Source organism: Zoogloea sp. GDB6, assembly GCF_056724105.1.
Map to the genome: position 1 here is coordinate 5158080 of NZ_CM161497.1, position 15194 is coordinate 5173273.

Genomic DNA, 15194 nt, shown 5'->3' on the forward strand with positions numbered 1-15194 from the left:
AGGTGCAGGCAAGCGGCGCCCCGGGTTTATTGCAAATGATGACAAAAGCGACGAAGCATCACAAAACCTAACGAACGGAGCCACCTCCAGAATCGCCGGCACCCGGCGACCGGGCTAGAGTATTGGCATACCCCCTTTTCAGGAGTACGTCATGTCCGTAGCGCTCCCCCGGTTTGTGGCCCTTGCGGCCCTGAGCCTAACCCTCGGCCTCACGACGGCAGCCCACGCCGGTGAGCGCATCACCCGCCTCCATGGTGCCGATGGCGGTGCCGTCGTCCACGGACGCGTCACGCACAGCGACGGAGCTGGCAACCGGGAATCGTTCCGTGGCGGCGCCTTCCAGGGCACCGAAGGCCGCCAGGGCATGCGTGCCAGCCACCTTACCCGCAACGCAGACGGCAGCGCTGAACGCACGGGAGGCTTCGCAGCCAGCGGCCCCAACGGTTCAATACGCAGCCAGGGCAGCGTGACGCGCAGCACCGACGGGGATATCAACGGTCAGCGCACGACCACCGGCACCGGCTCGCAGGGCAATACCTACCAGGGCAGCACGACCTACAGCCGGAGCGACGGCGTGAGCCACACGGCGACCTGCAGCGACTCTGCCGGCACTCCGATTCCGTGTTCGCGCTGACTCAGGCCGTCATGAGGAATACCCCGATGAAGCCCATCATCCTCCGCTTGTGCGCGGCCCTCACCCTCGCCATTTTGGCGCAGGCTGCCGACGCCGGTCCGCTGCTTGAGCGCCTGCGCGAACGGCAAGCGGCCAGCGCCAGCGCAACAAACGTGTTGCCGGCCGGCGTCCGCAAGCTGGCCGACATCGCCTACGGCGCCGACCCGGCCCAGACGATGGACGTGTACATCCCGGCCGACGCCCACGGCGCGCCGGTGATCCTGATGGTCCACGGCGGCGCCTGGGCCATCGGCGACAAGGCGATGGAACGCGTCGTGGATGCCAAGGTGGCACGCTGGGTGACGCGCGGCATCGTCTTCATCTCGATCAACTACCGCATGCTGCCGCAGGCCGCCGTCGACGTGCAGCTGCGCGACGTGGCGCGGGCCCTGGCAATGGCTCAGCAGAAGGCCGCAGCGTGGGGCGGCGACCCGCAGCGCTTCGTGCTGATGGGCCACTCGGCCGGCGCCCACCTTGCCGCCCTGCTGGCCGTTTCACCGGCGGCCCGCTTCACACCGCAACCGCTGCCGGTGCTCGGCACGGTGGCGCTGGACAGCGCCGCGATGGACGTGGAAGCGATCATGAACCAGCGCCACCTGCGCCTCTACGACCGCCCCTTCGGCACCGACCCGTCCTACTGGCGTGCGCTGTCGCCCTACCACGCGCTGACGCCGGGGGCTGCGCCGCTGCTGGCGGTGTGCTCGACGCGGCGGGAGGACTCTTGCGATCAGGCCCGGCGCCTCGCCGCCCGCGCCGACGGGCTGGGCATGCAGGTCCAGGTCCTCGGCGAAGACCTGTCCCACGGCGACATCAACAGTCAGCTGGGCCTCGACAACGCCTATACACGCACCGTCGAACGCTTCATGGCCGGCCTTCACGCGGACCTCGCGCACCGCCTCCCATAAGGGCGCGTCCATCCATTCGCAGGCGTCGCCTGAAATCCCCACGCCTCCAAAAGCAGATCGGCCATCGCGGGCCTGTGAGCCCGGGATGGCCGATGGAAGCGGGCTGCCAGCAGCAGCGACGCGTCAGCAGCCCTTGGCCGCCGTGGTCTGGCCGCAGGCCAGCTTGGTAGGCACAACAACGGCTGGAGCCTGCTCGATGCTGCGGTTGGCCGCCACCGGCTGGGCGCGCGGGCCGTAGCCGACCGGCTGAACGGCTACCTGGGCCTCGCCGCTGGCGAGGGCGGCGCGCTTCAGCTGGCGGCCATGTTCGATCAGGTACCAGTCGGGACCGGCAAAGGCGGTAGTAGCCGCGAACGCACCCAGCAGGGCGAGCGCGAGGCTGACAAAACGGCGGAACATGAGGCGAATCCTTTCTTCAATGAATCACAAGGCGATCAGCACATGCCTCCGCGGCACCGGTTCTGTCGCCGGACGACCCGCAGGAAGCAGGACGCCATGGCCTGCACGTTCCGTACCAGTTATACAAGTTTTGTTATATCAACTATTTGAGTGCGCTCAACGGTTTTATGGCAGACACAAACATGCCGCCTTGTAATAAACCACACCATGATTGTGGTTTTTAGTCCATCGCGGCGCCGCCGTATCAGCGCCCCACCCGCCGCAGGCTGTCCGACGGGTTCTCGGCAAAGCGCGCCCGGTAGCGCGCCGCGAAGACGCCGAGGCTGTAGTAGCCCCACTGCTCCGCAATCGCCGCGACGGTGCTCTCCGGCGGGGCTGCCAGCAGCGCCTGGCGCACGCCCTGCAGGCGTGCCTCGCGCAGGAAGGCCATCGGCGTGGTGCGGCGGAATTCGCGGAACGCACCGCTGAGCGCCCGCACGCTGATCCCCACTGCCGCCGCCACCGCGCTCAAGGTCGGCGCCTCGCGGGCATGCTCGCGCATGTACTGCTCGGCCTGGCGTACGTAGCGCGGCGCCAGCGCACACGGGCGGGCCGGAGGCTCGCCCCAGCGGCGGGTCCACTCCATCAGCATCTGGGTGCCGAGCATCTCCTCCAGCTGGCGTCCCAGCGGCCCCTCGCCGACCTGGCGCGGGTATTCCGCCACGCAGCGGCAGCAGTAGGCGAGCAGCGCATGCCACGGCGAGCCGGCGCCGCCGAAGCGGATCTTCAGGCGCCACAGGGCCTCATGGGCCGGCTGGCCGGTCCACCGCAGGTAGAGCTCTTCCAGGTAGCGGTGCGGGAAGGTGATGTTCACCTGCAGGTGATCCGGGTCGAAATCGGCCCAGTACTCGGTGCGGCTGGTATCGACGAGAAAGCTCTCGCCGGCAGCCGTCTCGGCCGGCTCATGGCGGTCTACCCAGTGCCGGCCAGCACCGCGCACGGTGGTCAGCGCCATGCCCATGCCGGCCCCTTCCGAGAAGTCGCTGAGATGGACCGGAATGCCGTAGGAGAAGCGGCTGAGGATCATGCTGCCGATATGCACCGCGTGCAGGTCGGAGCTCGGCACCAGGATGTTGCCGGTGGGGCGTACCGCGTAAGGCATGTAGACACGCCGGGTCCACGCTTCCAGTTCGTCGAAGTCGCGGGTGGCGATCAGTTGATGGGCGTCGGTCGGCCGTCCGCCGGCGTCCACGACGAGGGCATTGCACAGGCTTTCCATGGCAGCTCCCAAGACCTTGCGACCGCCGCCCCGGGCGGCGCTCCCGGGGCGAAGGGCGAACTCAGAACACTTTCAGCAGGCGCAGGTTGAGCCGTGCATCCTCTTTGACGCCCGTGCGGACGGACAGATCCCGCCCCAGCGAGGTCAGCACCTGCCAGCCCGGCGCCACGAAATGCGCCACGCTCAGCAAGGCCTTGGTACGGCGCTGGCGGTCGCCCTGGGCGATGCCGTCGATCTCCGTCTCGCCGCCGCCTGCCTGGGACAGCATGCCGCCCACCCACGTGGCCGCGCCGAGATTGTAGCGAAGGTGGGACTGCAGCTCCCAGGCGGGGCGCTGCTTGAGCGTCGCGCCGGCAGGGCCGTAGTCGCCGTTGCGGCCGAAGACCTGGCCGTCGGCGATCAGGTCCAGCGTGAAACGCTCCGACAGCAGCGTGATCCAGCCCGTCTGCAGCGCGAACTTCCAGCGGTTCTCGCCGAAGGGGTTGAGCGGCGCGTTGCGATCGTAGCGGCCGGTGGGCAGCCACAGCCAGGGCGTCACCGCGAAGGCGCGGCGGCCTTCCGGGTCCTTCATCAGGTGGATGGTGGACGCCAGGATCAGGTCGCCGACGCCGTTGGTGGCGTCCACGCCGGCCAGGTCGCCGCCGGTATGCACGCGGCCGAAGGGCAGCAGGAACTGGGGCGCCATGGTGAGGCCGCCGACATCCACGTAATGCACGCCGCGCAGGATGCCCACGTCCGCCTCGACGCGGGCCTGGTCGGCCACCTTCTTGCCGCCGGCGTAGAGCTGGCGGCCCTCGGTGTGCTGGTAATAACCGACGGCCAGGCTGGTGCCGGCCGGCAGATAAGTGTAGTCGCCGGCATCGATGGTCACGGCGGAAGCCAGCCCGGGCACGGCGAGGGCCACGGCGCAGGCAACGGCGTGCCCGCGACGGCCCATGGGGGTACGTCGTTTCATGTCTCCATATCTCCTCTGGGTGGCGGCGGCCGTCTCTCGCATTCGGGACGGCCTGACGCCGGGGCTTACTGTGACAGGCCCCCGATCGGGCCGTGTCTCGTTCCGGCATGCGCCTGTCGCGCGCCGGCAATTTTTGGGAAGGGGTGCGGTGGTTTCAGCGGTGGTGATAGACCGCCGTCTCGAACTCCACGAACTGGGGATAGGCCACGCAGTCCTGGAAGGGCAGCAGCTGAGTCGCCCAGTAGCCGCCGATGCCGGTCTGGCGGTCGATCCAGTAGAAGGAATTGGCCAGCCCGGCCCAGGCCAGGGAATTGGCCGGGCGACCCGACGGGGTCGGCGCGCGGTTGGTCATGAAGGTATAGGCCCAGCCCTTCGGCACGCCGGGGAAGAAGCTGCCGGCATTGGCGAGGGACGGGATCGACGTGGGCCAGCCGGTGCATTCGAGGGAACCGAGCCCATCGCGGGCCATCAGCGCCACCGTCTCCGGGCGCAGCACGCGGCCGTGGGGGCCGGCGCCGTCGTTGAGGAGCATGCGGATGAACTTCATGTACTCGCCGACCGTCGCGTACAGCCCGTGGCCACCGCAGTCCATCGCCGGCGGCTGCGGCAGCACCAGCTCGGGCAACGGGCTGAGCGCGCCGTTGGCGGCCCGCTCGTGGATGGTCACGCGGCGTGCCCGCATGGACTCCGACATCGTGAAGCCGATATCCGCCATGCCCAGCGGTTCGAAGATCCGCTCCTTCATCACCTCGCCGAGGCGCTTGCCACGCAGCGCCTCGACCACCAGCCCGAGCCAGTCGATGTTGACGCCGTAGGTCCACCGCTCGCCCGGATCGTGCAGCAGCACGCTGCGGATGGACGGGAACTCGCACGACACGATGGTCGGGATCTCCTTCGCCGTGCGGTATTGCAGGTCGTCCTGGCTGAAGAACTCGTAGCCGAGGCCGGAGGTGTGCAGGAACAGGTCGTTGATCGTCACGTCGCGCTGCGGCGGCCGCGTGCGCGGCTGGCCCGCCGCGTCGAAGCCGTCGAGCACCTGAAGCTCGGCGAACTCGGGCAGGTACTTGCGCACCGGGTCGGCGAGGGACAGGCGCCCCTCCTCGATGAGCTGCATCGCGCAGGTGCCGGTCAGCGCCTTGGTGGTGGAAAAGATCGCGAAGACCGAATCGAGCGTCATCGCCGGCTCGGCGCCCAGCTCCCGCAGCCCCGCGCAGCCTTCGTAGAAATTGCCGTCCCGGTCGGTGGCCATCGCCACCACGCCGGGCACCCCGCCGGCCCGGTGCACCGCCTGGTCCAGTACGGAATCCAGGACGGCCGTCAACGTGCTTACCGTCATGCCTTGTCTCCTCATATCGTTGTGGTCCGCTTGACGCGCCCGCCCTGAAACCCGGAGGCCGGGCGGGCGGAAGGACGATATGTCGGGACGAGGCCGCCGCCTGTCCGGAAACGGCAGGCGGCTATCGGGATCCGGCAATTATTGGCGGCTTACATGCGGCCGAAGCCGCCTCCCATGCCGTCGGGCGCGCCCATGCCGCCTGGGCCGCCACCACGGCGGCCGCGGCCGCCGGCGCCGCGTTGCTCCTTGCCATCCTTGCTCTGCTCGGCGGACCCGCCAGCCACGTCGCCAAGGCCGGAATACAGCGCCGGCACGGTCTGTGCCAGACGCTGGTCGGCGATCTTCTTCTGCGTGTCGTCGAGGGTGGCGTACAGCTTCTCGGCGGCGTCCTGGATGTCCTCCATCGCGGCGAGGCGGTTGCGCACCACCTCCACCTTGTGGGCGACCTGCTTCGGCGCGCTCTGGGATACCGCCGCGTAGGACGACAGCTTGAGCTGGTCGGCCATCAGCGCGCCGACCTTCTCCTGGTAGACCTCCCACAGCGGCAGCTGGCGCGGCGTCAGCTGCAGGGCCTCGGCGGTCTGCTGCAGCTGGCCCTGGATCTGCGACACCACCATTGCCCCGCCGCCACGGCCCATCCCGCCCTGCCCCGGCGGCTCGCCGCCGGGACCACGCAGGGGCGCGCAGGCCGCAATGACCAGGGTGGAGGCCGTCAGCAGGGGCAGGAAACGGGTCTTCATCGCAATCCACGAGCGGAGGGAAATGCCCCGAGTATCGCCGTGGCGCGGGTTAGATTTCTTTAAGACCGTGTAAAGACGCTGAAGGCTTCGGTTACCGGATGCAGGACCACGGCCGGCTAGAGCGTCGTCAGCCGCGCCAGCTGGCGGCCGAACAGGGCGGTCACCAGCAGCAGGGCCGGCGTGATCGTGATGAAGCCGTACAGCACGCGGCGGATCAGCGGATGGGCGCTGTCGGCTTCGATGAAGTGATGGATCACCAGCCAGCCCTTCAGCCACAGGATGGCGGCGACCAGCCATTGCAGCCCGGCCTGGCCGTGCAGCCCATGGCCCAGCACTAGCGACAACCCGGTCAGCGCGAGCAGGCCCAGCCAGGTCTTCACGAGCGGCGCCAGCGGAGCCGCCGATTCACGATGCGTGTCGTTCATGCTCACACCAGCACGTAGAAGAAGGAGAAGATGACCAGCCAGATGATGTCGGTGGCGTGCCAGTAGCAGGCCAGCGCCTCCAGGCCGCTGTAGTCGTCGGCCGAATAGCCGCCGGCCAGGTGGCGCGCCAGCACCCACAGGATGCCGAGGATGCCCCACACCGCATGCACCATGTGGTTGAAGGTCAGGTAGTAATAAACGCCCGAGAAGATGCCAGCCTGGCCGTCGATGCCGTGGGCCAGGTTCCACCGGATCTCGATGATCTTGGCGACGGGATAGCCAAGCGCCAGCACCAGCCCGCCGACCAGCCAGGCGATCGAGGCCCGGCGCCGCCCGGCGCGGATCAGCGCCGTGGAACAGGCGATGCAGAAACTACTGCTGATCATCACCAGCGTGATGACGGTGCCAAGCGTGGTGGACAAGCCCCCCGCGCCTTTCTCGAAGGCCTCCGGGAAATGGGCGCGGGCGACAAAATAGACGACGAAGAGCACCAGGAACTCGACGAACTCGCAGCAGATTCCGACCCAGATCCCCTTGTTGCCGGGAATCCGCCCGCCTGGCGCCTCCTCGAAGCCCGGTCCCGCTATGGTTGCAGTCATGGTGTTGGCAGTCATCGATTTCCCCATTGCTTGGCAAGCCGCCATTCTTCGCCACCGGTCCGGCCGCAGAAGGAACAGATGAAATGGTTTACTGCCGATACAGATCGGGGAATTGACCCCGGTCAATTCTGCTGACGACGGCGGGGAAACACCGTCCTCTACACGTCACGGCTCAGCGGCCGAAGGCCCGCGCGCAGGCCAGGAAACGCGGCAGACATGGGTTGTCGTTACCGGCGGCCCAGATGACGCCCTGCTCGACCATGCGCGTCACCGAAACCGCCCGGAACACCGCGCCGGGCAACTGCATCTTGCTCATCGACCAGGGCACCAGCGACACACCGAGGCCTTCCGCCACCAGGTTGACAATGGTCTGCTGCAGGTGGGTTTCCAGGCGGATGCGCGGCTCGAAGCCGTTCTCCCGGCAGCAGCCGATCACCAGTTCGTGCAGCGCGGGCGCCGTCGCCGCCGGGAAGGTGATGAAGGGCTCGCCGGCGAGATCGGCAACAGCGACCTCCGTCTTGCGGGCCAGCCGATGGTTGGCGGGCAGCACCGCGCACAGGGGCTCAGCGTGGATCGCCAGGTATTCGAGGCCGGCCGGACGCTGCCACGGGAAGGCGATACCCACATCCACGCTGCCGGACATCAGCACGTCGTTCAGTTCCCGCGGCAGCACCTCGTTCAACTGCACGTCCACATCCGGCGCCCCATCGCCGTAGGCCTTGATCAGCGGCGGTAGCACGCTCCACGCGGCGCTCATCGTGAAGCCGATGCGCAGCACCCCGCGCTCACCGCGCTCGGTGGCCTGCGTGCTGCGCACCGCGCCGTCCAGCGCCTCGATGATGCGGACGGCCTGTTCATGGAAATGCCGCCCGGCAACCGTCAGTTCCACCTGCCGGGAACTGCGCTTGAACAACGTGACCCCGAGTTCTTCTTCGAGCGCGGCGATCTGGCGGCTCAAGGGCGGCTGCGAGATGTGCAGCAGCGCGGCAGCGCGCCCGAAATGCAGCGTATCGGCCAGGGTTACGAAGTAGCGGAGCTGGCGAAAGTCGATGGCCATTGATACGGATTCCGTATTGATCGATCACCTATTTAACATTGGACCGCATCGATTGGAAATCCTAAGCTGCAGCGAGCTTCCCCACCTTTGCAGCCATGTCTTCCATCATCAACGTCGTCCTGCCGATCTTCGGACTCATCCTGGCCGGTTACCTCTGCCGACGCACCCGCTGCCTCGGCGAAACGGCGTCCGCCGAGCTCAACCGCTTCGTCGCCTGGCTGGCGCTGCCCGCCCTGTTGTTCAAGGTGACGGCCACTGCCACCTGGGCGCAGATCTGGCAGCCGGGTTTCGTCGCCTCGGTCGGCGCGGGCTGCGTGCTGGTCTTCGGCGCCACCGTCGTCCACCGCCTGCGGCATGCCCGCGGGCTGGCCGACGCCAGCATCGACGGGCTCAGCGCGGCCTATTCCAACACCGGCTTCCTGGGCATTCCCCTGTGCGTGCTGGTCCTTGGCGACGGCGGCCTGCTGCCGGCCATCGTCGCCACGCTGATCGTGGCCTGCCTGCTGTTCGCAGTCGGCATCGTCCTCGTCGAGATCAGCCTGCAGACCGAGAAACACCCGCTGCGGGCCGCCGCCAAGGTGAGCCGCGCGCTGCTGCGCAATCCCCTACTGGTCGCCCCGCTGCTCGGCGCACTTTGGGCCGCCAGCGACACGCCACTGCCGGCGCCCGCCAGCCAGTTCCTCAGCCTGCTCGGAACGGCGGCAACGCCCTGCGCCCTCATCTCGCTGGGCGCCTTCCTTGCCCACAAGCAGGTTGGGCAATGCGAGGGCACGGCCGGACTGGTGCTGGCCAAGCTGCTGCTGCAACCCTTGATCACCGCCTTCTTTGCGTTCCGGGTGTTCGAGCTGCCGGCCCTGTGGGCCCACTCGGCCCTGCTGCTCAGCGCACTGCCGACCGGCACCGGCCCCTTCATGCTGACCAACTTCTATGGGCGGGATGGCGCCCTGGTCTCACGCGTGATCCTGCTCACCACGCTCGGCTCCCTGCTCACCATTTCGGCCTGCCTGTATGTGCTGGCGCTGTAAGGCGCAGATCACGACGAACCCGGCGTGATCCGTCCGACCAGCCCGCCACGCCCGGTGGCGGACTGGCCCTCACGACATCACGATCCCGCTCAGAACCCGTAGCTGATCAAGCCCACCAGCTTGCTCACCTGGTTCACCCCGAAGCGGTTGTCGCCGCCGATGATGCCCTGCAGCGTCCACGTCAGGCCGGTGCTGCCGATGGGCTGGGACAGGCCGAGGACGAGGTGGCGGAAGCCGTCGCTGATCGGGCCCTTGCCGGCGAAGCAGCCGTTGACGACGAAGGCCGTGCCCAGCGCGCAGGATGCGCCCGTGGCGGCGTCGCCGGTGCCCAGGTACTTGCCCTCCCGCGCGTAGGTGTACCAGCCGAGGCTGGCCGTGAAGGTCAGCTCGGCGGGCAGCGGGCGAGTGTAGTTGAGCGTCCAGTAGGTGTCGCCGCGGTTGCCCCACACGGTGTCGTTGAGCAGGGTCTGCGCGTTCAGCGCGTATTCCTGCCAGGCCAGGCCGAGCTTGGTCTCGGTGGCGTTGGCGTGGCGGCCGTTGAGGTAGTAGTAGGCGGTCAGGCCCAGCGTGTAGGAGACGTCGCCGAGCTTGCCGGTGTAGCCGCCGTAGAGGTCGTTCTCCACCGACTTGCCGTCCTGGAAGTCGCTGACCGCCACGTTGCCGGTGGCCGCGTACTGATCGTAGGAGCGCCCCAGCTGCTTGTACGAATAGTTGATCGCCGACGCCCAGTAGCCCAGGTAGAAACCGCTTTCATGGGTGAAATCGACGCCCCACTGGGGCGTAAAGCGGTCCGACTCGGGAGCGTCCGCGCCCTGGTTACCGAGGCCGGGCTTGGCGTTGCCGTAGGTCGTCGTCGCGCCGCGCAGGTAGTAGCGGCTGGCGAGATCGACATGCCCGGTGAGGGTGTAGGGCGGCGCGGCTTCATCGGCCGCAAGAGCGGGGCTGGCGGAAACGGCGAGGACGGACAGGGCGCACAGCGACCCTGCGATGGCTTTATCAAGCATCACGAGAGAAGACTCCGATTGAGGTTCCGGATATGCGCGCCGTCCTTCAAGCAGAAAGCGGACCAGCCGGCACCGAGGTGGAAGCGGCGGCGGCTTTGCATATACATGCCGGCACAATCCGCCACGCCCCATCCGAGCGCGGCGCGCCCTCCGGCGATGCACCCGCGGCGTGCCTGCCCATTTCAGGCGGCACCACGGCGGTGCATCCACCCTTTCGGCATGGCCAGCACGAGATGCCGGATTTCACCCGCATCGCGCTTGGCGAACGCCCGGCACGCCAGTCCCCGCAAGGGTTTCACGGAATCGTCACAACAACTGGCACCGCTATTGCTAAATGATCGGCGAGAGGGAGCGAATCGCGCTGTATCGCATTCGCTTCATCGAAGGGTGGCTAGGGTTCCGGTCCCGTTTCGGATATGCGCACATATCGGGGGATGTCTGGTCCGAGAGCTGCCGGCTGCAACAGGCCGAGCAGGCATGTTGTGGCTCCACGGAGGGATAAAAGCCCGGGAGGAACGCTTTGGATGAAGCGCCCTCTCGCCCATTTTGTCCAAACGACAGGAGCCCTTCATGTACCAGACCGACACCCGCCGCGTTCGTCCGACCGTCCTCCGCGACACGCGCGCCACCGCCACTTCCTCCATCCTCAAGCGCCTCAAGACCACCCTCGCCGTGCTCGGCCTGGGCAGCGCGCTGCTCGCCGCACCAGCGCCGGCCCTCGCCGAAGTCAAGGTCGGCGTGTCCGACTGGCCGGGCTGGGTGGCCTGGTACGTGGCCGAGCAGAAGGGCTTCTTCAAGAAATACAAGGCCGACGTGAAGCTGGTGTGGTTCGCCAACTACACCGACTCCATCTCAGCGCTGTCCTCCGGCCAGCTCGACGCCAACTGCCAGACCTGGTCCGACACCATGGGCCCGCTGGCCAAGGGCGTGCCGGTGAAAGCGGTGCTGGTCAATGACAACTCGGCCGGCAACGACGCGCTGATGGTCAGCGACAAGATCAAGGGCTTCGCCGACCTGAAGGGCAAGCGCATCGCCCTCGAAGAGTTCAGCATCTCCCACTTCGTGCTCGCCACCGCACTGGCCAAGAACGGCCTCACCCAGAAGGACGTGAAGGTGGTGAACCTGTCCGCCGGCGACGCCGCGGCGGCCTTCCTGGCCGGCCGCGTGGACGCTGCCGTGGTGTGGAACCCGTGGGTCTCGCAGATCGAGAAGAGCGGCAAGGGCAAGCCGCTGTTCACGTCGAAGGACATGCCGGGCCTGATCCCCGACCTGCTGGTGGCCCAGGACAAGGCCATCAAGACCAAGCACAAGGACCTGGTCGGCATGATCCGGGCCTGGTTCGACACCGAGAAGTTCATCCGCGACAACCCGGACGAGGCGGCCAGGATCATGTCCAAGGTGGTCGGCATGAAGGCCGAGGACTACAAGGTCTTCCTGCCCGGCACACACTTCTTCGACGCGACGGCCAACCAGGCCGCGCTGACGCCGGCCGACGCCAAATCCCTGCAGGCCGTCGCCCCGACCATCTCGGCCTTCCTGCTCGACAAGAAGCTGATCGACGGCAAGCCCGACGCCGCCAAGGGCATCGACGCCAGCCTGCTCGCCGAAGCCCTCGGCAAGTGAGACGGCCATGAGCGCAAGCAAGCGAGCCGGCGCGGGCGGCAGCCCCCTGTGGCAGATCCGCTCCGCCATCGACCCGCGCCAGTACTGGCTGCTGGCCCTGTTCGGGCTGGTCGCGCCGCTCGTCGCGTGGCTGGTGGCCAGCCACCTGGACGGCACCGACAAGGTCTTCCTGCCCGGTCCGGCCGACGTGCTGGCCCGCATCTGGAGCTGGGCCACCGATGACGACCTGGCCGCCGACGTGGCGATCAGCACCTGGCGCGTGGTGGCCGGCTGGGCTCTGTCGGCCGCCATCGCGCTGCCGCTAGGCCTCTTCATCGGCAGCTACCGGGCCGTGCAGGCCCTGCTGGAGCCCCTCACCGACTTCATCCGCTACATGCCGGCGGTGGCCTTCATCCCGCTGGTCATGCTGTGGGTCGGCATCGAGGAGGGCTCCAAGGTGGCGATCATCTTCATCGGCACCTTCTTCCAGATGGTGCTGATGGTCGCCGAAGACGTGCGCCGGGTGCCGCTGGCGCAGATCGAGGCGGCCCAGACGATGGGCGCCACGCGCAGCGAGATCCTCGAGAAGGTCATCGTCCCGTCGGCCAAGCCGGCCCTGCTCGACACCCTGCGGGTGACCATGGGCTGGGCGTGGACCTACCTGGTGGTGGCCGAGCTGGTGGCCTCCAACTCCGGCCTCGGCTACGCGGTGCTCAAGGCCCAGCGCTTCCTGCAGACCGACAAGATCTTCGCCGGCATCCTGCTGATCGGCCTGATCGGCCTCCTCATCGACCAGGGCTTCCGCCTGGTCCATCGCAAGGCCTTCCCCTACCTCGCCGGGAGACACCGATGACCGCCAGCATCGACATCCGCGACGCCTTCAAGACCTTCGGCCACGGCCCCCAGGCCATCCACGCGCTGGAGCACGCCAACCTGGCGATCCGCCCCAACGAGTTCGTCACCTTCGTCGGCGCCTCCGGCTGCGGCAAATCCACGCTGCTGCGCATGATCGGCGGGCTGGAGAGCCTCAGCCGCGGCAGCATCGCGGTGAATGACCAGCCCATCACCGGCCCCGGCGTGGACCGGGCCATGGTGTTCCAGCACTACAGCCTCTACCCGTGGCTGACAGTCACCCAGAACATCAAGTTCTGCCGCCAGCTCAAGGCCCACACCCGCGACCGGACCTCGGCCGACGTGGAGAAGGCCGCGGGCCGCGCCGACGCGCTGATCCGCCTGATGGGCCTCAGCCACGTCGCCGATGCCTACCCCAGCCAGCTGTCGGGCGGCATGCAGCAGCGCGTGGCGATCGCCCGCGCGCTGATGAGCCGGCCGCCGATCCTGCTGATGGACGAGCCCTTCGGCGCGCTGGACGCCCAGACCCGCGAGGTGATGCACGACCTCATCCGCCACGTGCACCGCATGGAAGGCAGCACCATCGTGTTCGTCACCCATGACGTGGAAGAGGCCATCTACCTGGGCCAGCGCATCGTGCTGATGGCGCCCCGCCCCGGCCGCATCGACACCCTCTACGACGTGCCCCTGCCCGCCGAGCGGCACCAAGACATGAAGCTCGCCCCCGAGTTTCTCGCCTTGAAGCGCGAGATCCTGGAACGCATCCGCGAGACCTCCGGCATGAAAACCGACCTCGAGCAGCTCGCCCGCCTCAACGCCGACGTCGACGCCGACGCTGCCCTCACCACGGACTGAAGCCCATGAATGCCCTGCTCACCCCCACCGACGCCGTCAACGTGGACACCCGCTGGCAACAGCTCGCCGCCGACCTGCCGGAAGACAAGATCCTGTTCTCTGACGTGGTCCCCGGCGGCTGCCACTGGTCGTGGCAGCTGCCCCGCGGCACCACGCTGCGCCTGGTTGCCCAGGCCGCCGGCGCCAACCTGTCGATGGTGCTCTACAACGCCCGCCAGCCGCTGGAGCGCTACAACATGCCGGACTCCCTCAAGGCCCAGCACACCGCCCACTACGGCCGCGGCCACGTGCTGATGAGCGACATGGGCTGCGCGATGGCCTCCATCACCGCCGACAGTCTGGGCTGGCACGACCCACTCGGCCTGCTGCTCGACGCTCCGCGCATGCACGAGAAATACGGCCAGCACCCCTACCAGCAGTACCGCAACGGCATGTACCGCGCCGGCCGCGACGGCCTGCTGATCGAGATCGGCAAATACGGCCTGCGCCGCCGCGACCTGGTGGCGCCGGTGAACTTCTTCAGCAAGGTCAGCGTGGACGAGGAAGGCCGCTTCCACTTCCAGCCCAATCACGCGCCGGCCGGCGCGATGGTGGAAGTGCGCCTCGACATGGACGTGATCGTCGCCGTGTCCGCCGCGCCGCACCCCCTCGACCCACGGCCGGACTACGCGCCGGCGCCGGTGGGCATCGTCGCCTGGCGCTCCGGCCCGGCGGCGGCGGACGACGTGTGCCGCCAGTTCCGCCCGGAGGGCGCCCGCGCCCTGCACAACACCGACCTGCACTACCTGGCCTGAGGAGACCACCATGACCGCCACCGCCATCCGCCTCCGGGAAAGCGCCCTCGACCCGGTCCAGGCCGTCACCGACGTGGTGCTGCCCGCCGGCGAACCCTGGCTGCACGAGGTGAAGCAGGGCCAGACCCTGCGCATCGTCGACCTGCACGGCAACCAGGCCGCCGACGTGATCTTCTACAACCGCCACGACACCGACGAGCACTACAGCGCCACCCAGACCCTGCTGCAGCAAGGCGGCATCTACCTCACCACCGGCTCGGTGCTGATGAGCAACGAAGGCCGCCCGATGCTGACCCTCGTCGCCGACACCTGCGGCCGCCACGACACGCTGGGCGGCGCCTGCGCCGCCGAGAGCAACACCGTGCGCTACGCGCTGCACAAGAAGTACATGCACAGCTGCCGCGACAACTACCTGCTGGCCATCCAGCACTCCGATAGCGGCCTGACCAAGGCCGACCTGGTGCCCAACGTCAATTTCTTCATGAACGTGCCAGTCACCGCCGACGGCGACCTCAAGTTCGACGACGGCGTGTCCGGCCCCGGCAAGTACGTCGAGCTGCGCGCCGAGATGGACCTGTGGGTGCTGGTCTCCAACTGCCCGCAGCTCAACAACCCCTGCAACGCCTACAACCCGACCCCGGTGCAGTTCCTGATCTGGAATTGACGACCCCCGAGGGCCGGGCCGGGCCCGGCCCACCCCCCCAAGGGGGGCGCA

At 68.0% G+C, this 15194-nt stretch carries 18 protein-coding genes and 1 riboswitch; of the genes, 9 read left to right on the forward strand and 9 right to left on the reverse strand.

Annotation, left to right across the window (positions count from 1 at the left end):
• Positions 1 to 151 precede the first annotated feature (151 nt).
• Both AC1PQG_RS23475 and AC1PQG_RS23480 read left to right on the forward strand, forming a co-directional pair.
• Complete coding sequence (locus tag AC1PQG_RS23475) at positions 152 to 634, forward strand: hypothetical protein (protein WP_481120143.1); 483 nt, start codon at positions 152 to 154, stop codon at positions 632 to 634.
• Between the two features lie 26 nt (positions 635 to 660).
• A complete protein-coding gene (locus AC1PQG_RS23480) occupies positions 661 to 1578 on the forward strand; it encodes an alpha/beta hydrolase (RefSeq protein WP_481120144.1) in 918 nt (305 codons plus the stop codon).
• 123 nt (positions 1579 to 1701) lie between these two features.
• Here AC1PQG_RS23480 and AC1PQG_RS23485 read toward each other — a convergent pair whose 3' ends face one another.
• The 8 genes from AC1PQG_RS23485 to AC1PQG_RS23520 all read right to left on the reverse strand — a co-directional run bounded on the left by AC1PQG_RS23485 (position 1702) and on the right by AC1PQG_RS23520 (position 8347).
• Positions 1702 to 1977 carry a hypothetical protein gene (locus tag AC1PQG_RS23485; protein ID WP_481120145.1) on the reverse strand — a complete coding sequence of 92 codons (276 nt, stop codon included), beginning with the start codon at positions 1975 to 1977 and terminating at the stop codon, positions 1702 to 1704.
• A 244-nt stretch (positions 1978 to 2221) separates the two neighbouring features.
• Positions 2222 to 3235, reverse strand: a complete 1014-nt coding sequence (locus AC1PQG_RS23490; RefSeq protein WP_481120146.1) for a helix-turn-helix transcriptional regulator — start codon at positions 3233 to 3235, stop codon at positions 2222 to 2224.
• A 61-nt stretch (positions 3236 to 3296) separates the two neighbouring features.
• Positions 3297 to 4190: a transporter gene (locus AC1PQG_RS23495; protein WP_481120147.1), complete on the reverse strand. Its 894-nt coding sequence runs from the start codon at positions 4188 to 4190 to the stop codon at positions 3297 to 3299.
• Positions 4191 to 4344: 154 nt separating this feature from the next.
• On the reverse strand, positions 4345 to 5526 hold the full coding sequence (locus AC1PQG_RS23500; RefSeq protein ID WP_481120148.1) for a serine hydrolase domain-containing protein: 1182 nt from the start codon (positions 5524 to 5526) through the stop codon (positions 4345 to 4347).
• 149 nt (positions 5527 to 5675) lie between these two features.
• Positions 5676 to 6266, reverse strand: coding sequence for a Spy/CpxP family protein refolding chaperone (locus tag AC1PQG_RS23505; RefSeq protein WP_481120149.1), 591 nt, complete (start codon positions 6264 to 6266; stop codon positions 5676 to 5678).
• A gap of 116 nt (positions 6267 to 6382) precedes the next feature.
• The gene (locus AC1PQG_RS23510) at positions 6383 to 6691 is read right to left on the reverse strand and encodes a hypothetical protein (protein WP_481120150.1); all 309 of its coding nucleotides are present in this window, start codon (positions 6689 to 6691) and stop codon (positions 6383 to 6385) included.
• A 2-nt stretch (positions 6692 to 6693) separates the two neighbouring features.
• A complete protein-coding gene (locus AC1PQG_RS23515) occupies positions 6694 to 7290 on the reverse strand; it encodes a cytochrome c oxidase subunit 3 family protein (RefSeq protein ID WP_481120151.1) in 597 nt (198 codons plus the stop codon).
• Positions 7291 to 7462: 172 nt separating this feature from the next.
• Positions 7463 to 8347, reverse strand: a complete 885-nt coding sequence (locus AC1PQG_RS23520) for a LysR substrate-binding domain-containing protein (protein WP_481120152.1) — start codon at positions 8345 to 8347, stop codon at positions 7463 to 7465.
• A 95-nt stretch (positions 8348 to 8442) separates the two neighbouring features.
• Here AC1PQG_RS23520 and AC1PQG_RS23525 point away from each other — a divergent pair, with 95 nt between their 5' ends.
• Positions 8443 to 9372, forward strand: a complete 930-nt coding sequence (locus tag AC1PQG_RS23525) for an AEC family transporter (protein WP_481120153.1) — start codon at positions 8443 to 8445, stop codon at positions 9370 to 9372.
• Between the two features lie 89 nt (positions 9373 to 9461).
• On the opposite strand, the gene AC1PQG_RS23530 is transcribed toward AC1PQG_RS23525, so the two are convergent.
• Complete coding sequence (locus AC1PQG_RS23530) at positions 9462 to 10376, reverse strand: TorF family putative porin (protein WP_481120154.1); 915 nt, start codon at positions 10374 to 10376, stop codon at positions 9462 to 9464.
• A gap of 32 nt (positions 10377 to 10408) precedes the next feature.
• On the opposite strand from AC1PQG_RS23530, the gene AC1PQG_RS23535 reads away from it, so the two are divergent.
• The 6 genes from AC1PQG_RS23535 (at position 10409) to AC1PQG_RS23560 (ending at position 15143) form a co-directional block, all read left to right on the forward strand.
• On the forward strand, positions 10409 to 10714 hold the full coding sequence (locus AC1PQG_RS23535; RefSeq protein WP_481120155.1) for a hypothetical protein: 306 nt from the start codon (positions 10409 to 10411) through the stop codon (positions 10712 to 10714).
• A gap of 42 nt (positions 10715 to 10756) precedes the next feature.
• Positions 10757 to 10891: riboswitch (guanidine-I (ykkC/yxkD leader) on the forward strand.
• Positions 10892 to 10946: 55 nt separating this feature from the next.
• Positions 10947 to 11999 (forward strand): ABC transporter substrate-binding protein, encoded by a 1053-nt coding sequence (locus tag AC1PQG_RS23540; RefSeq protein ID WP_481120156.1) that lies wholly within the window; start codon positions 10947 to 10949, stop codon positions 11997 to 11999.
• Between the two features lie 7 nt (positions 12000 to 12006).
• Entirely contained in the window at positions 12007 to 12831 is an 825-nt protein-coding gene (locus AC1PQG_RS23545) for an ABC transporter permease (protein ID WP_481120157.1), read from the forward strand.
• The gene (locus AC1PQG_RS23550) at positions 12828 to 13685 is read left to right on the forward strand and encodes an ABC transporter ATP-binding protein (protein ID WP_481120158.1); all 858 of its coding nucleotides are present in this window, start codon (positions 12828 to 12830) and stop codon (positions 13683 to 13685) included. Before AC1PQG_RS23545 ends, AC1PQG_RS23550 begins: the two co-directional genes overlap by 4 nt.
• Positions 13686 to 13690: 5 nt before the next feature.
• On the forward strand, positions 13691 to 14479 hold the full coding sequence (locus AC1PQG_RS23555; RefSeq protein WP_481120159.1) for an urea amidolyase associated protein UAAP1: 789 nt from the start codon (positions 13691 to 13693) through the stop codon (positions 14477 to 14479).
• A gap of 10 nt (positions 14480 to 14489) precedes the next feature.
• Complete coding sequence (locus AC1PQG_RS23560; RefSeq protein ID WP_481120160.1) at positions 14490 to 15143, forward strand: urea amidolyase associated protein UAAP2; 654 nt, start codon at positions 14490 to 14492, stop codon at positions 15141 to 15143.
• The last annotated feature ends 51 nt before the right edge of the window (positions 15144 to 15194 follow it).

What these genes read in the sequence shown, in the direction of transcription:
- AC1PQG_RS23495 (WP_481120147.1), bottom strand. Translation starts at nt 4,190, where the DNA reads ATGAAACGACGTACCCCCATGGGCCGTCGCGGGCACGCCGTTGCCTGC.
- AC1PQG_RS23550 (WP_481120158.1), top strand. Translation starts at nt 12,828, where the DNA reads ATGACCGCCAGCATCGACATCCGCGACGCCTTCAAGACCTTCGGCCAC.
- AC1PQG_RS23515 (WP_481120151.1), bottom strand. Translation starts at nt 7,290, where the DNA reads ATGACTGCAACCATAGCGGGACCGGGCTTCGAGGAGGCGCCAGGCGGG.
- AC1PQG_RS23520 (WP_481120152.1), bottom strand. Translation starts at nt 8,347, where the DNA reads ATGGCCATCGACTTTCGCCAGCTCCGCTACTTCGTAACCCTGGCCGAT.
- AC1PQG_RS23535 (WP_481120155.1), top strand. Translation starts at nt 10,409, where the DNA reads ATGCGCGCCGTCCTTCAAGCAGAAAGCGGACCAGCCGGCACCGAGGTG.
- AC1PQG_RS23490 (WP_481120146.1), bottom strand. Translation starts at nt 3,235, where the DNA reads ATGGAAAGCCTGTGCAATGCCCTCGTCGTGGACGCCGGCGGACGGCCG.
- AC1PQG_RS23475 (WP_481120143.1), top strand. Translation starts at nt 152, where the DNA reads ATGTCCGTAGCGCTCCCCCGGTTTGTGGCCCTTGCGGCCCTGAGCCTA.
- AC1PQG_RS23480 (WP_481120144.1), top strand. Translation starts at nt 661, where the DNA reads ATGAAGCCCATCATCCTCCGCTTGTGCGCGGCCCTCACCCTCGCCATT.
- AC1PQG_RS23560 (WP_481120160.1), top strand. Translation starts at nt 14,490, where the DNA reads ATGACCGCCACCGCCATCCGCCTCCGGGAAAGCGCCCTCGACCCGGTC.
- AC1PQG_RS23525 (WP_481120153.1), top strand. Translation starts at nt 8,443, where the DNA reads ATGTCTTCCATCATCAACGTCGTCCTGCCGATCTTCGGACTCATCCTG.
- AC1PQG_RS23540 (WP_481120156.1), top strand. Translation starts at nt 10,947, where the DNA reads ATGTACCAGACCGACACCCGCCGCGTTCGTCCGACCGTCCTCCGCGAC.
- AC1PQG_RS23505 (WP_481120149.1), bottom strand. Translation starts at nt 6,266, where the DNA reads ATGAAGACCCGTTTCCTGCCCCTGCTGACGGCCTCCACCCTGGTCATT.
- AC1PQG_RS23500 (WP_481120148.1), bottom strand. Translation starts at nt 5,526, where the DNA reads ATGACGGTAAGCACGTTGACGGCCGTCCTGGATTCCGTACTGGACCAG.
- AC1PQG_RS23545 (WP_481120157.1), top strand. Translation starts at nt 12,007, where the DNA reads ATGAGCGCAAGCAAGCGAGCCGGCGCGGGCGGCAGCCCCCTGTGGCAG.
- AC1PQG_RS23485 (WP_481120145.1), bottom strand. Translation starts at nt 1,977, where the DNA reads ATGTTCCGCCGTTTTGTCAGCCTCGCGCTCGCCCTGCTGGGTGCGTTC.
- AC1PQG_RS23530 (WP_481120154.1), bottom strand. Translation starts at nt 10,376, where the DNA reads ATGCTTGATAAAGCCATCGCAGGGTCGCTGTGCGCCCTGTCCGTCCTC.
- AC1PQG_RS23510 (WP_481120150.1), bottom strand. Translation starts at nt 6,691, where the DNA reads ATGAACGACACGCATCGTGAATCGGCGGCTCCGCTGGCGCCGCTCGTG.
- AC1PQG_RS23555 (WP_481120159.1), top strand. Translation starts at nt 13,691, where the DNA reads ATGAATGCCCTGCTCACCCCCACCGACGCCGTCAACGTGGACACCCGC.